Below are 14547 nucleotides of genomic sequence, written 5' to 3'. Positions count from 1 at the left end.
AGGTATTAAAATGAGTCAACCAAGTAAAAATATCGACAGTCTATTTTCATCAATCAATTTAGGCCCACACACGCTTAAAAACCGTATTGTAATGCCGCCACTTACACGCTCACGCAGCACGGTTCCTGGCAATATCCCCAACGAAGTGATGGCCACATATTATGCACAGCGTGCTAGTGCTGGCTTTATGGTTACCGAAGGCACTCAAATTGAACCAAGAGGACAAGGGTATGCCTGGACACCGGGCATTCATTCTAATCAACAAATAGCTGGTTGGAAAAAAGTAACTGATGCAGTACATGCAGAAGGTGGAATTATTTTTGCCCAACTTTGGCATGTTGGCCGCGTTTCACACACCAGCTTACAGCCTAATGAAGCCAAACCTATTGCTCCCTCAGCTCTAACAGCTGATAGCGTTAAAGTCTTTATTGAAACAGGACCGGCTCAAGGCGCTTTAGCCGATCCAAGTGAACCACAAGCTTTGACAACCGATGCAGTAAAAGAGCTTGTTGGCATGTATGCACAAGCTGCCCGTAATGCGCTAGAAGCGGGGTTTGATGGCGTAGAACTGCATTGTGCTAATGGGTATTTAGTAAATCAGTTTATTTCTGAGCACACCAATAAACGAGATGATGAATACGGCGGCTCTCTTACTAATCGCCTGCGCTTTTTAAAAGAAATTGTCGCGGCAGTAAGTGACGTAGTAGGCCCGGAGCGCTTAGGGGTTAGATTTGCGCCCTTATTTAGCAGTACTGATGAAACCCGTGTTTATTTAGGGTTAGTAGAATCAAACCCGCACCATACCTACATTGAAGCAATTAAAGTACTTGAACAAGCCGGTATTGCCTACCTCTCAATTGCAGAAGCTGACTGGGACAATGCCCCTGATTTACCAGAGCAATTTTATCAAGCAGTCAGAGCTGAATTTTCTGGGCGTATTATTTACGCTGGTAAGTACACCGTTGAAAAAGCGGTGGCAATGTTAGCTAAGGGCTACGGTGATTTATTTGCTTTTGGTCGCCCTTTTATCGCAAACCCTGATTTACCAGCGCGCATAAAAAATCAATGGCCATTAAATGAAGCCGATGCAGCCACCATGTATGGCGGCACTGAGCAAGGTTACAGTGACTACCCTTGCTATAAAAATGATTGATAAAAATAACGGAGTAAGAGGCAGCTTAAGTTAAAAATAAATGACCCAAACATGCAGCCCATGTTTGGGTCATTACAGGGTATTACTACTTTTTATCTATCACCATTTTTAGTTCATTTAATGCAGCAACCGAAAAACCCCGATCATAAAAGTAAATAATCTTACCGCTACCATCAATTAATACGATGCGGCTATTATTCGGATTTTCATTACCAGTGAACGCTTGTACTGCATCACCGTCTTTATAAATAGTGATCACCCCGCCCCACAGTTCTTTAGGAATGCCTTTTCTCATACCGCTATCAATAAAAGTACTAAACATACGCGGCACCATGCCTTGAATTGTGGGTAACTCATAAGCGGTGACGTTTATGCCACTCATATCCAAGCCAATAAGCCAGCGATCAATATCAAATTGACTATCTTGTTTATACCCAATTAACAGTAATGTCTGTGCGTTGTTAAAGTCTGTAGGGATAGTAAATTGCTGTTGCTCCAAGCTTTCACCACTGATAGTTGGAAACTGTTTACCGACTAAGTTCTGATTTGGGTATTGACTCGAACACCCACTTAAAAAAATAAAAAACATTAAACCAACAACTGATCGCAACATCTCTGTTCTCACTATTAATTAATAATTAGGAAAAATTCTTTTGAATACAACTTTTTGATACGAATAAACACATTATTAAGATCTAAATAACGACCAAAGAAGTCCATTCATACTGTTTTTATCATTGCTTAATTTAGCATTCATTATTAGCACCTTTAAATAGAAGCTCAACGGTTATATTTGTGTGCAATAGTATTTTTTATACTCAAATATTATTAGCACATATCAATTTGTTCTATAGCATATCAAAAGTGTATTTTCGTAACCCGATACAAAACGCTAAAGTGCCGCGCTTATTCACAGCTTTAAAGAGGATGTTATGTCGCTTGCTGTTTTATTAATGCTGGCATTATTTGTCGGTTTGCTGTTTGCGATTTATCTTTTTTCGCAAAAAAGTAAAACCTTATCTCGCACTGTTTTATTTGGCTTAGTTGTTGGTAGTGCTTTTGGTTTAGCCTTACAATTTTTATTTTCCCACTCCCCGGAGTCTATTAATGACGTTTTAAGTTGGGTAAGTGTTGTTGGTAAAGGCTATGTTGGGCTATTAAAAATGATCATCATGCCATTGGTATTGGTGTTTATGATTGCCGCCGTGGTGAAACTAGAAAACCAAGGCTCTTTGGGCAAAATATCGTTCATTAGTATTGCTGTTTTACTCTTTACTACGGCAATTGCAGCCTTAATTGGTATTGCCGTAACCTATGGCTTTAATTTAAGTATTGAAGGCTTAGTTTCGGGAACCCGTGAGGCAGCAAAAATGAGCACGCTAGAGGGTAAAGCAGCTAATGTAGCTGATTTAAGTGTGCCACAAATGCTATTGAGCTTTATTCCAGAAAATCCATTTGCTGATTTAAGTAACCAACGCTCAACCTCTATAATTGCCGTCGTTATTTTTGGTGTCCTTGTGGGGATTGCCGCACGCAAGGTGATGCTTGAACGTAGCGAACTAGCAGATCCAATTCGCAACGGTGTTAACGCCTTACAAGCCATAGTAATGAACTTAGTAAGAATGGTGATAGCGCTAACGCCTTATGGCGTCGCAGGGTTAATGGCAAGCGTTGTGGCAAACTCAAGTAGCAATGATATTGTTAATTTACTGGCGTTTATTGTGGCTTCCTATGTCGCTATATTATTAATGTTTATTGCTCATGGTTTATTACTTAGCCTAGTTGGTGTGAACCCTAAGAGTTACTTTGAAAAAATTTGGCCAGTACTGACCTTTGCATTTAGCTCGCGTAGTTCAGCAGCCTCTATTCCTATGAATGTGGATGTACAAATTAACCAGCTAAAAGTGCCGCCTGCTATAGCTAACTTATCGGCTTCTTTTGGCGCCACTATTGGCCAAAATGGCTGTGCCGGTATTTACCCAGCCATGCTGGCAATGATGGTAGCGCCCAGCGTAGGAATTGATCCGCTGACATTCGAATTTATTTTACCGTTAATTGGCATTGTTGTTATAAGCTCTTTTGGTATTGCCGGAGTAGGTGGTGGCGCAACGTTTGCTGCATTGGTTGTATTACCAACCATGGGCTTACCGGTTGAGATAGTCGCGTTACTGATCTCAATCGAGCCATTAATAGACATGGCACGCACCGCATTAAACGTATCAGGGTCAATGACCTCAGGTGTTATAACGAGTAAATTAATTAAAGTGCACTAGATTTTTTGTAGTCGCCCAGCTTTGGCTGGGCTTTTTTATCTGTATTACTCTCTCCGTCTTAAGTAAAAACAATCCATTTATCTAATCACTACAACAAAATCAATCACATTTATAGATTGTAGTAATCGCTTTATTTCGCACACACATTTCAGCCCGATGCTATATTCTTTTCATTGCTTTGTTATTCAGGCTTGATTAAGCCTCACTTGAGCAAACAAATTTACAACTCAATAATTTTTAAAGCGATTGAGATCTCTGTTTAAAGTAGTAATACGCTTTGTATAACGAAATTCGTTAACTTTAAGGAAGCTGACAATGAAAAACCGTTCATTCAATAAAAAAGCGCTTGTTGGATTTATAAGTATGGCACTTATATCTGGCACCGCTGTTAGCCAAGAAAAACCACAAATGTCAAAGCCACAAGGTGCTGTTGGCATGGGTGAAGCTAAAATGGGCGCAACCAGAACAAACCAGTTTTGGTGGCCAGATCAACTTAACCTTTCACCTCTGCGTGATCATGATGAACGCTCAAACCCTTACGGTGCCGACTTTAATTATGCCAAGGCATTTAATAGCCTAGATTTAGACACAGTAAAAAGTGATATTGATGCCCTACTAACACAATCTCAAGATTGGTGGCCGGCGGATTTTGGTAACTATGGGCCATTTTTTATCCGTATGACATGGCACAGCGCAGGCACTTACCGTACGCTTGATGGCCGCGGTGGTGCTGGTGGCGGTCAACAACGTTTTGAACCACTCAACAGCTGGCCAGACAACGTAAGCCTAGATAAAGCGCGTCGCCTACTTTGGCCTATTAAACAAAAATACGGAGAAGCACTTTCATGGTCAGACTTAATCGTATTAGCCGGTAACGTTGCTCTAGAAAACATGGGATTTGAAACCTATGGTTTTGCCGGCGGCCGAACTGACGACTGGGAACCAGACATGGTTTACTGGGGTCCAGAAGTAGAAATGCTTGCCAGCGACCGTGAAGATGCCAGCGGCAAATTAGAACGCCCATTGGGTGCAACTCACATGGGTTTAATTTACGTAAATCCTGAAGGCCCTAAAGGGGTTCCTGATCCAATCGGTTCAGCTAAAAATATTCGTGTGGCGTTTTCTCGCATGGCCATGAACGACGAGGAAACTCTTGCACTTATCGCAGGTGGCCACACCTTTGGTAAAATGCATGGTGCGCACAAACCTAAAGATTGTGTGAGTGCAGAGCCCGCAGCAGCAGGCATTGAAGAACAAGGGTTAGGCTGGAAAAACAAATGTGGTAAAGGCCACTCTGAAGATACCGTATCAAGTGGTTTAGAAGGCGCATGGACACAAGCTCCTACTCGCTGGTCATCACTGTACCTTAGCAATCTACTTAACTTTGAGTGGAAACAAACTCGCAGCCCAGCGGGTGCCATTCAGTGGATCCCAACGGATGAATCGTTACATAACGTTGTACCTGACGCTCATATTAAAGGTAAGTTTAACGCACCAGTAATGACCACGGCCGACTTAGCGTTAAAATTTGATCCTCAATACCGCAAAATTGCTGAACGCTTTTTAAACGACCCTAAAGAGTATCAACTGGCATTTGCTAAAGCATGGTACAAATTGACTCACCGAGATATGGGGCCACCACGTAACTTCTTAGGTAAAGAAGTTCCTAAAGAAGACTTAATTTGGCAAGATCCTATTTCAGCAGAGACTCAATCAAACATTGATGCTGGCGCAGTAAAAGAGCTTAAAGCCAGCATTTTAGATTCAGGTCTTAGCGTATCAGAGCTAGTACGTGTTGCATGGGCATCTGCTGCAAGCTACCGTCATTCCGATATGCGCGGTGGTGCCAACGGTGCACGCATTGCGCTTGCTCCACAAAAGGATTGGGCGGTAAATAATCCGGCCGAAACTGCAAAAGTACTTAAAGTATTAAAAGCGATTCAAGCCGACTTTAATGATAGTTTCTTTAGTAAAAGCCAAGTATCACTGGCCGACCTGATTGTGTTAGCTGGTAATGCTGCGATTGAAAAAGCAGCGAAAGATGCAGGCTACACAATAGACGTACCGTTTAATGCTGGCCGTGGCGATGCTACGCAAGCTCAAACTGACGTTAATGCATTTAGTTTATTAGAGCTGCCTGCCGATGGCTTTAGAAACTACTTTGATGCTGAACAAAGCTACAAATCGCCAACTGAAATGCTAATAGATAAAGCAGATCAACTTGATCTAACAGTGCCTGAAATGACGGTATTAGTAGGCGGATTACGTTCGCTTGATGCAAACTATAAAGGCACTGACTACGGCGTATTTACTGACAAGCCAGGCACTCTAAATAACGATTTCTTTGTTAATTTATTGGATATGTCTACGGTTTGGAAAAAGTCATCAGATGCGGGGATTTATCAAGGCTTTGATCGTCAATCAGGTGAGCAAAAGTACACAGCCACTTCAGTTGACCTTATCTTTGGTTCAAATTCAGAGCTGCGTGCAGTTGCAGAAGTATATGCCTTTGATACATCAAAGCAAAAGTTTGTAGAAGACTTTGTTGCGACATGGACTAAAGTAATGAACTTAGACCGTTAATAACCATTAAGTAATGCAACCATAGCGCTGCAATTAATTGCAGCGCTTTTTATGTTGGTTAGTCATACTCTTTTATATATTACTGCATTGCTTTGCAGCTAAACATACTGCTCAAACCTTGCTGAGTGTAAGTGCCTATAAAGATAGTCAATAAGCTTCGTCATCACTAAAAACCGTCACTGAAAGCTCTTCATCTATATTTTCAAAAACCAAAAAATTAATAGGCTTACAACAGACTTGGCAGTCCTCAATATATTGTTGATCAACATCTGCCGGATCGAGCAGCACGTCAATATTCTCACCACAATAAGGACATGCTATCGTTTTTTCAGTTAATTGATTCATTGCTATAACCTCACATATTACTTGCTATATCCATTATCATTAGACATATAGTATCAAGGTGCATTTCTTTGTGCAGGCTCTTTGTTGAATTTCTTTGCTGGAGCAATCAGCATACTATATTCACTGCTAGCTGCCCCATCACCTCACCTGATTAAAGGTTTGGTAACAATAATCCAACCAAAGTGCTTAGCCTACCTTAGGTAATAAAATGATTGCTCATTTTATAAAGCTCCTAAGCAAAGTTTAAACCTCCAGCAACCTGGTCATCTTCATTTACAGCAATTTTCGATAATTTGATAATCTTTAACTTCTACTTTTTTGCTAAATTATTTAGTAGTTTTATAAGTTGATAGCTCTAAACGTAGTTTAGTATTTTTTAGATGACAGTAAGAGGTTGGTTTTGGTGGCTTTAAAAAAGTTAACCAATGAGTTTAGGAGGCGTAAGATTAGTTCCTATAAAGGATAATCCTACGTTCTCCCCACATAAAAGGCGCTCTATCAGAGCTTGACGAGATCTTTTATGTGATTATTAGTGTATATTTATTGCGCAGACTCACTTAAAAGCATTAATGTGTTTGAAATTAATGAAAAATCACCTAGCTCACCATGACCTGGGACTACTATCTGTGCAGAGTTATACTCCTGGCTAATATGTTTCATTCCCTGAAGCCATGAACCAATATCACTATGTGCAGTATTGCCTAAAGAGGTTGCTCCTTTAGCGCGAACGGCACAACCACCAAACAGAATTTTTTCTTGTGGTAACCAAATCATCAAGTTGTCCATTGCATGACCTGGACCTGGGTAAATAACATCAATTTTTCCTAAACTAACCATGCTTCCAGGTGAAATAATTGCTTCTAAAGATTGATCTGGTACTGGCAAGCCATACTCAGTAGCAAATTTTTGCGTTAGAGGATGCGAATAAACTGGAATTCCTTTTGATTTTAAAGCATCCGTACCCGCAATCCGATCACCATGAGCATGAGTTACTATTGATGTTTTAATCGGTAGTTTAATCTTCGTTCTAATTTGCTCCATGAGTTCTAACGTAGCAAGCTCTCCCCAAGCAGTATCCACTAAAACAACGCCTTCCCCATCTTGAACTATTAATCCACTTGAAGGAAATTTTACTCCATTTGGGTATGTATAATATGAGGTATGAACCCACACTCCTGAAGCGATCTTTTTTATTTCAACATCAGCACTTGCAAACGCCGACATTGAGATCGTAGAAAATAAAATTATTAAAGTTAGATGTATGATTCTTCTCATACTTTTCCTCAGCTGTTCAAAAAATAGTAAAATAATCGCACATAGTACTGCCGATAACATACTTACACTCAAAGTGTTTTAACAAACAACTTAATTCATTGCTATATTAAACTCATTAAACTCATTAAACTCATTAAATTTAAGTGTGTTGGGTAAAACGAAAAAGCAACAGGCATAAATATCTTTGCCTAAGACAGTGCATATCTAGCCTCACAAAGTTTAGGACATTAAAAGATGTTTGCATAAATATATTCAAATTCATCATCTTTTTCATAAAATATGACATCCCAAAGGGATCCTTTTGCTCCGCCTAGCTTTTTGCAAACTCAATATTTTTGCGCATATAAGAGCTCAAAATATCTAAATGACTTCAAGGAATTGGGATTTAATTTTTAGCAGCTTAGATTGCACTCCAGCCTCTATAAAAACCTAACGAGCCTGAAGAATAATTCGTTTTTAATTTATTTTTTATTGATGTACTAACCACAGTCGAATTCCTATTTTGATTCAATCGGTTACTTCTATTTCACGAAAAATATAAAAAGAGGACTTGGTGTTGTTTTAATTGGCATTTTGGAAGGTATTACAGGTGTTTGAGGATATAAAGCGCAGTGCTTTAGAAAAGTAAAAAAGCGCTGCAACAATACAGCGCTTTCATTACTCATAAAAATTATTTGTTTAAGCTTAACCGCTTTATTTAAAAGAAGCCGAGCGGATCTTCGCTGTAGCTTACTAATAAATTTTTAGTTTGTTGGTAATGGTCAAGCGCAAGCTTGTGGGTTTCGCGGCCGATGCCTGATTTTTTATAACCACCAAACGCAGCGTGTGCAGGATACATATGGTAACAGTTGGTCCATACACGGCCTGCTTCTATTTTGCGGCCAAAGTGATAAGCACGGTTCATGTTGCGGCTCCATACCCCTGCGCCTAGACCAAATTCAGAGCTATTAGCCAGTTCGAGTGCTTCGGCTTCGTCTTTAAAGGTCGACATTGAAATCACCGGGCCAAAAATTTCTTCTTGGAATACCCGCATATCGTTAGTGCCTTTTAACAGCGTTGGCTGAATGTAATAACCGCCATTTAGCTCATCTGTTAGTTGCTCTACATTGCCGCCAGTAAGTACTTGTGCGCCTTCTTTTTTGCCAATTTCAATATAGCTGAGAATCTTATCAAACTGTGCTTTAGACGCTTGTGCGCCTACCATGGTTTCACTATCAAGCGGGTTACCGCGTTTAATTTTTAATGTGCGCTCTAAAATACGCTCAATAAACTGCTCGTAAATATCTTCTTGAATAAATAGTCGCGATGGGCAAGTACACACTTCACCTTGGTTAAAGTACGCAAGTACTGCGCCTTCAATGGCTTTACTTAGGAAGGAATCGTCTTTTTCCATTACATCGTTAAAGAAAATATTCGGTGATTTACCACCGAGCTCAACCGTTGATGGAATAATGTTATCAGCGGCACATTTTAAAATGTGTGAGCCAACAGGAGTTGAGCCGGTAAAAGCAATTTTAGCTATACGCGTGCTGGTTGCCAGCGCTTCGCCCGCTTCTTTACCGTAGCCATTTACTACATTAAGCACGCCTGCAGGCAATAAATCACCAATAATTTCCATCAACACTAAAATAGATACTGGTGTTTGTTCAGCCGGTTTGAGTATCACACAGTTACCTGCGGCAAGCGCTGGTGCAAGTTTCCATGCGGCCATTAGAATTGGGAAGTTCCACGGAATGATTTGTCCAACAACGCCCAGTGGCTCATGAAAATGATACGCGACTGTGGTTTCGTCTATCTCGCCAATACTGCCCTCTTGGGCGCGAATACAGCCAGCAAAATAACGAAAATGATCTGCCGCCAGTGGGATATCTGCCGCCAATGTTTCGCGAATGGCTTTACCGTTATCCCACGTTTCGGCAACTGCAAGAAGCTCAAGGTTTTGCTCTATCCGATCAGCTATTTTTAATAATATATTGCTACGAGCCGTTACTGAAGTTGTACCCCAAGCAGCTTTTGCAGCGTGGGCTTTATCAAGGGCAAGTTCAATATCCGCTTTATCAGAGCGTGGTACTTTACAAAATACTTTACCATTAACGGGGCTAATATTATCAAAGTACTGACCATTTACAGGCTCGACCCACTGTCCGCCAATGTAATTACCGTACTGGGATTTAAAGTTAATAAGTGCGCCGTCGCTGCCAGGATTTGCATAGATCATTGTGTGTGTCCTTTATTCAAAATGTTGCTTTTTAAATTTAATCAAATTGACTAAGTTTGACGGGAGATTGTTGTTTATTTATCCGTCACCTGTTGACATTAGCTTATAAGAAGCATAAAAACTTGATTAGCTGTCCAAAAAACATGTCTGTGCGTCCAAACTCTGTTGGTCGTGTTTAAAGGAAATAAAATGAATACCACGTTATTGACTGAAAAACTGACTAAAAAGCGCCAAGCGGTTGATGTACTGATCGAAAATAAAATTACTTTTGCCTCAGACAACGCCGAGCTGAGCATTTACGACACCTACCAAGACGCACAAAAAGTAGCACTGCATTCCAGCGAACTGCTGTTTTGCGGCATGATCAGCGGTAAAAAAGTGATGCACGTTGCTGACAGTAACTACCATGAAGAGTTTTTACCCCAGCAATCATTTGTATTAGCACCCGAACAAGGGGTTTTAATCGACTTCCCAGAAGCATCAATGAAGCAACCTACCACCTGTTTGGCTATCGAAATTAGCCGCGATAAAATCAGCCAAGTAGCTGACGCGCTAAATATGCAGCAGCAAATAAGCAGCGATGATTTTTTTCATTACATTCCAAAGCTGGTGCATACCCAACACAATCAACAAACCCAACAATTACTTGAACGGATGATTGGGTTATTTAGCGAAAACGAGCAAGATCGTCATTATCTAATTGATCTATCAGTAAATGAGTTAATCACTCGATTATTACAACAACAAAGCCGCGATTTAATGCTCGCCAATTGCCAACAAACTATTGCATGCCCATTAACCGATGCCCTGCATTTTATTAAAGAACATCTTAATCAAACTTTAGATATCGATACTTTATGTAAAATAGCCTGCATGAGCCGTAGTAAATTTTACCAGCAATTCAAGCTCGCCTTTGGGCAAAGTCCGGCCATGTGGCAACAACAGCTAAGATTAAAGAAATCTCGCCAACTTCTACAATCAGGACAACAAATAAGTCAAGTTTGCTACGATCTTGGCTTTACCAACCCCAGTCACTTTAGCCGTTTGTTTAAGCAAAAATTTGGTGTTTCACCTAAACAATGCAAGCATTAATATTCATCTATTAAGAATTTTTAACTAAATTAAAAGTTTTTATTGACTCGAACGCAATTGCAGATTATTTTCCCGCTGATGTTTTTATCGGCATAACAATAGCGGCATGCATCCCCTGCACCGTCTGGCGCCAAGCCAACGCATTTTACTGTGTCGCAATTGTGCTAAACCCACCGCGAAACCTAACAGTGACTTCTGCGTGCAAAAGCAGTGACTTGGAATATCAGCCGTTGGGCTAACATTCTTTGTTTTTGTTAAGCAGTTTGAGCCAATTACTCAAATGCTTTTTATTTTGTGAATACTTAAATGCTCGAACCTTCTGCGTTAAGTCTTGTGCCGCCAGTTGTAGTGGTGGTTTTGGCGATCGTGCTACGTCGTCCTATTTTATCTTTGCTGATCGGTGCCCTTGTTGGCCTTGCTATGCTAAATCCTGTTGAAATGCTTAGCAACTTTGCTGCGGCATCATTAAAAGTAATGGTAGATGAAACAATCGGCTGGCTTATTTTAGTGTGTGGTGGCTTTGGTGCGTTAATCGCATTACTAGTGCGAACCGGTGGTGCAGCAGCATTTGGTAGTTTTGCGCTGCGTTTTTGTAAAGGCCCACGCTCATCTTTACTCATGACCTTTTTACTTGGTATCGTTATTTTTATTGATGACTACCTCAATGCGCTTACCGTGGGTGAAACCATGAAACGCATTACCGATAAATTCAAAATTAGCCGTGAGATGCTTGCTTACGTAGTTGACTCTACCGCAGCGCCAATTTGCGTATTAGTACCACTGTCTACATGGGCAGTATTTTTTGGTGGCTTATTGGTTGATAACAACATCGCCGTCGAAGGCCAAGGTATTGCCGTGTATATTCAAGCAATCCCCTATATGCTGTATGCATGGTTTGCCGTGTTACTTGTGCCATTAGTGGTACTTGGTGTTATCCCTTTATTTGGGCCGATGAAAAAAGCCCAATTACAGGCAATGCAAGAACAACCGCAAGTAGATCCTGCACAGTACAACGAAGTGCAAACTGCCGATGAATACGCAGTAAAAGCCGTTGAAGAAAGCTTTGAAAGCGCAGACAGCCACGGCAAACTGTACAACTTTTTACTGCCTATTTTATTGCTCGTTGCGTTCACTGTGTATTTTGACATTGATGTATACAAAGGGTTATTAGCGACATTCGCCGTGACGCTTCCATTTTATATGCTGCAAAAGCTAATGCCATTTGCCGAAATGATTGAAAAAATGCTCGATGGTTTTAAAAGCATGTTGCCAGCAATAGGAACTGTGATCGCCGCATTTATTTTTAAAGATGTGTGCGACCAACTACTATTACCACAGTTTGTAATTGATTCCTTAAGCCCATTCATGACCGCAGGCTATTTACCTGCAGTGGTGTTTTTAGCAATGGCAATTTTGGCGTTTGCTACAGGCTCAAGCTGGGGTATTTTTGCGGTAACAATTCCTATTGTGATGCCTCTGGCAGTCGCGGTTGATGCAAATATACCGCTGGTGATTGGTGCGCTGTTATCTGCCTCATCATTTGGTAGCCAAGCATGTTTTTACTCAGATTCAACTGTCCTTGCAGCCCAAGGTTCAGGCTGTAACTTAATGAGTCACGCAATTACTCAATTGCCCTATACACTCATCGCAGCTGCCTGTGCATTTGTCGGGTTTTTAGTGATTGCTTAAGGTGCATAAATCTAAAAAAAATCGATTACAGTTTCCTGTAATCGATTTTAACGTTTTGCGTTTTTATCTAAATTATTACTAAAACTTCCCAACCGATTTCACTGAATCGGTTAGCGATGCAGCATTAATGTAACCAATCATACTTGGATTTTTACCTACTAAATCAATTACCTCTGCATCATTAGTCACTTCTTTAGGAGGCGAGCCTTTACCTGTAAAAATAAGCTTTGACCAGTATGCTTTTAACTGGCTACCTGATTTTGATAAAACATTCGCATCAAACTCTTGGCGTGCTGTAGAGGCTTCCTCTTGATTCAATGGAACAGCTTGATTGCCATCAGAAAATGATTTGGCCTTGCCTAAAAAGAGCTTTGAAATCTCAGATTGATCAAAACTACTATTATTTGTAGGATGAACAACAACAACTACCTCCGCGTTTACTGAATAACAACTAAGCAATAAAAGTGGTAAAAGTATCTTTTTTAACAACATCATAGCGTATTCCTTAAAATACCAAGTCAATGCCAAGTGTGATCGACTCACTATCACCTGCAACAGCTAAATCAAATGATTTATCATTCACTTTATCAAACTGGACTTTAAAAGCCGCTGAAGAATGAAAATCCCAGCGTATTCCGACTGACGTTGTATTGTGCTGTTCACCATCATCGGCATCTTCTTTAAATTGAGAGTAAGAAACATAAGGAGTAATTGTGTCTAAACGGTAACCTAGCGTAATCATTGAAGTGTCAAGGTTGCCATTCAAATCCAACCGGTTTAACTCTGTTAATATAAATAAACTTTCAAAGTCTAAGTTAACTGCAACACCATAAAACTTACCTGTACGGCTAGTTTCACCGTCAAATAATACTCGCTCACCACTACGGTAGCGCTCATTTTTGTAAGTCATATGGGTTAATCTAACTTCGAACCACTCTTTATTTAATTGCAATACCCCACCTAACATATCACGCCAAATTTCACGTGTTGGCTCTTTGAAAAAAAACTCACTAAGGAGCTTATTTTCTGTATCATCCTCTTCTCCATAATAAAGATTGCCCATTACAGACCAATCACCAATTTCACCGCTGTATAGTGCATTTACGCCGTTGTAGTTAAATATTTGCCACGTATAATTATCCGCAGGCGGACGCATCCATACATAGGCGTAACCTACATCATAAAAATCCGAATAATAAAACAGGGGCAATCGTTTTTTACCTGCTTGAACAGTCCAATTTTCATTAATCTCATATGAGAGATAAGCCCATTCAATTTTTGCATCAAAATCATTAGCGCCTCGAGCAACTAGTTGGCCTGTCACCGATAGTCCATCAGCTAAATCAGCGCTAATTTGTAGCCCAAATAAGCTCTCTGGTTTAAACGAAACATCTTCGTCGTAAGACGATACTATTGGATAATCGGCCAAAAAAGTAGGTGGTATATCGTACTGCGGGACCCCACTTCCAGATAAAACTTTACCAGCATTAATACTAGTAAACCCTGATAAGTTGATCTCGCCATAAGAAGCACCTGTAAACAGGATGCAATTTACAGTTAATAACCAATACAGCTTTTTCATCATCTGCGTTACCTTATGATATTAGTCTTTTGCAATATGCATTATTAAAGTTAGACCACAGATGAAAATTTTGCCTACTATACCTAAGCTTCCGCCCCAAATTAATTACAAAATAAAAACAAAATTAAAACATCAGTGATAATCGATTTAATTAATTAGTACTAAATTATTTGGAGTTCACGACCTTTTCTACCTCTTATTGTAAAAACTTTAGGCTTACTCTGAGTATAAAGTTTACAGCCTCATAAATAGTTCAAAACCAGCGAACCACGTGACTTTTACCAATTTATGCGCTGCAAATAGCATTTATTTTAATTAACCTCGACTATTACTTGTA

The 14547-nt window shown here is 40.1% G+C and carries 11 protein-coding genes; 5 read left to right on the top strand and 6 right to left on the bottom strand.

Going from position 1 to position 14547, the window contains the following annotated elements:
- The first annotated feature begins 10 nt into the window (after positions 1-10).
- The gene (locus H5182_RS02240) at positions 11-1153 is read left to right on the top strand and encodes an alkene reductase (RefSeq protein ID WP_182759430.1); all 1143 of its coding nucleotides are present in this window, start codon (positions 11-13) and stop codon (positions 1151-1153) included.
- A gap of 85 nt (positions 1154-1238) precedes the next feature.
- Here H5182_RS02240 and H5182_RS02235 read toward each other — a convergent pair whose 3' ends face one another.
- Positions 1239-1766: a hypothetical protein gene (locus H5182_RS02235; protein ID WP_182757438.1), complete on the bottom strand. Its 528-nt coding sequence runs from the start codon at positions 1764-1766 to the stop codon at positions 1239-1241.
- A gap of 319 nt (positions 1767-2085) precedes the next feature.
- On the opposite strand from H5182_RS02235, the gene H5182_RS02230 reads away from it, so the two are divergent.
- Entirely contained in the window at positions 2086-3426 is a 1341-nt protein-coding gene (locus tag H5182_RS02230; RefSeq protein ID WP_149979997.1) for an L-cystine transporter, read from the top strand.
- 315 nt (positions 3427-3741) lie between these two features.
- A complete protein-coding gene (gene katG / locus H5182_RS02225) occupies positions 3742-6009 on the top strand; it encodes a catalase/peroxidase HPI (protein ID WP_182759429.1) in 2268 nt (755 codons plus the stop codon).
- Between the two features lie 147 nt (positions 6010-6156).
- On the opposite strand, the gene H5182_RS02220 is transcribed toward katG, so the two are convergent.
- The 3 genes from H5182_RS02220 to H5182_RS02210 all read right to left on the bottom strand — a co-directional run bounded on the left by H5182_RS02220 (position 6157) and on the right by H5182_RS02210 (position 9847).
- A complete protein-coding gene (locus H5182_RS02220; protein WP_145234329.1) occupies positions 6157-6354 on the bottom strand; it encodes a CPXCG motif-containing cysteine-rich protein in 198 nt (65 codons plus the stop codon).
- Positions 6355-6894: 540 nt separating this feature from the next.
- A complete protein-coding gene (gene bla, locus H5182_RS02215) occupies positions 6895-7629 on the bottom strand; it encodes a subclass B1 metallo-beta-lactamase (protein WP_182730757.1) in 735 nt (244 codons plus the stop codon).
- A gap of 697 nt (positions 7630-8326) precedes the next feature.
- Positions 8327-9847, bottom strand: coding sequence for an aldehyde dehydrogenase family protein (locus H5182_RS02210; protein WP_145234333.1), 1521 nt, complete (start codon positions 9845-9847; stop codon positions 8327-8329).
- Positions 9848-10036: 189 nt separating this feature from the next.
- Here H5182_RS02210 and H5182_RS02205 point away from each other — a divergent pair, with 189 nt between their 5' ends.
- The gene (locus H5182_RS02205) at positions 10037-10939 is read left to right on the top strand and encodes an AraC family transcriptional regulator (RefSeq protein WP_182733996.1); all 903 of its coding nucleotides are present in this window, start codon (positions 10037-10039) and stop codon (positions 10937-10939) included.
- Between the two features lie 306 nt (positions 10940-11245).
- Positions 11246-12628, top strand: coding sequence for a Na+/H+ antiporter NhaC family protein (locus H5182_RS02200; RefSeq protein ID WP_145234337.1), 1383 nt, complete (start codon positions 11246-11248; stop codon positions 12626-12628).
- A gap of 78 nt (positions 12629-12706) precedes the next feature.
- On the opposite strand, the gene H5182_RS02195 is transcribed toward H5182_RS02200, so the two are convergent.
- The gene (locus H5182_RS02195) at positions 12707-13123 is read right to left on the bottom strand and encodes a phosphate ABC transporter substrate-binding protein (RefSeq protein WP_310736407.1); all 417 of its coding nucleotides are present in this window, start codon (positions 13121-13123) and stop codon (positions 12707-12709) included.
- A gap of 10 nt (positions 13124-13133) precedes the next feature.
- Positions 13134-14213, bottom strand: a complete 1080-nt coding sequence (locus tag H5182_RS02190) for a porin (RefSeq protein WP_392352553.1) — start codon at positions 14211-14213, stop codon at positions 13134-13136.
- Between the last annotated feature and the right edge of the window lie 334 nt (positions 14214-14547).

The organism is Pseudoalteromonas sp. SG44-17, assembly GCF_014164235.1.
In the GTDB taxonomy this organism is placed as follows: domain Bacteria; phylum Pseudomonadota; class Gammaproteobacteria; order Enterobacterales; family Alteromonadaceae; genus Pseudoalteromonas; species Pseudoalteromonas rhizosphaerae.
This window is presented reverse-complemented; position numbering and strand designations above follow the sequence as displayed.

Excerpts from the sequence above, each read along its gene's own strand:
- H5182_RS02220 (WP_145234329.1), bottom strand. The coding sequence starts at position 6,354 with ATGAATCAATTAACTGAAAAAACGATAGCATGTCCTTATTGTGGTGAG.
- H5182_RS02205 (WP_182733996.1), top strand. The coding sequence starts at position 10,037 with ATGAATACCACGTTATTGACTGAAAAACTGACTAAAAAGCGCCAAGCG.
- H5182_RS02230 (WP_149979997.1), top strand. The coding sequence starts at position 2,086 with ATGTCGCTTGCTGTTTTATTAATGCTGGCATTATTTGTCGGTTTGCTG.
- katG (WP_182759429.1), top strand. The coding sequence starts at position 3,742 with ATGAAAAACCGTTCATTCAATAAAAAAGCGCTTGTTGGATTTATAAGT.
- H5182_RS02240 (WP_182759430.1), top strand. The coding sequence starts at position 11 with ATGAGTCAACCAAGTAAAAATATCGACAGTCTATTTTCATCAATCAAT.
- H5182_RS02190 (WP_392352553.1), bottom strand. The coding sequence starts at position 14,213 with ATGATGAAAAAGCTGTATTGGTTATTAACTGTAAATTGCATCCTGTTT.
- H5182_RS02195 (WP_310736407.1), bottom strand. The coding sequence starts at position 13,123 with ATGATGTTGTTAAAAAAGATACTTTTACCACTTTTATTGCTTAGTTGT.
- bla (WP_182730757.1), bottom strand. The coding sequence starts at position 7,629 with ATGAGAAGAATCATACATCTAACTTTAATAATTTTATTTTCTACGATC.
- H5182_RS02200 (WP_145234337.1), top strand. The coding sequence starts at position 11,246 with ATGCTCGAACCTTCTGCGTTAAGTCTTGTGCCGCCAGTTGTAGTGGTG.
- H5182_RS02210 (WP_145234333.1), bottom strand. The coding sequence starts at position 9,847 with ATGATCTATGCAAATCCTGGCAGCGACGGCGCACTTATTAACTTTAAA.
- H5182_RS02235 (WP_182757438.1), bottom strand. The coding sequence starts at position 1,766 with ATGTTGCGATCAGTTGTTGGTTTAATGTTTTTTATTTTTTTAAGTGGG.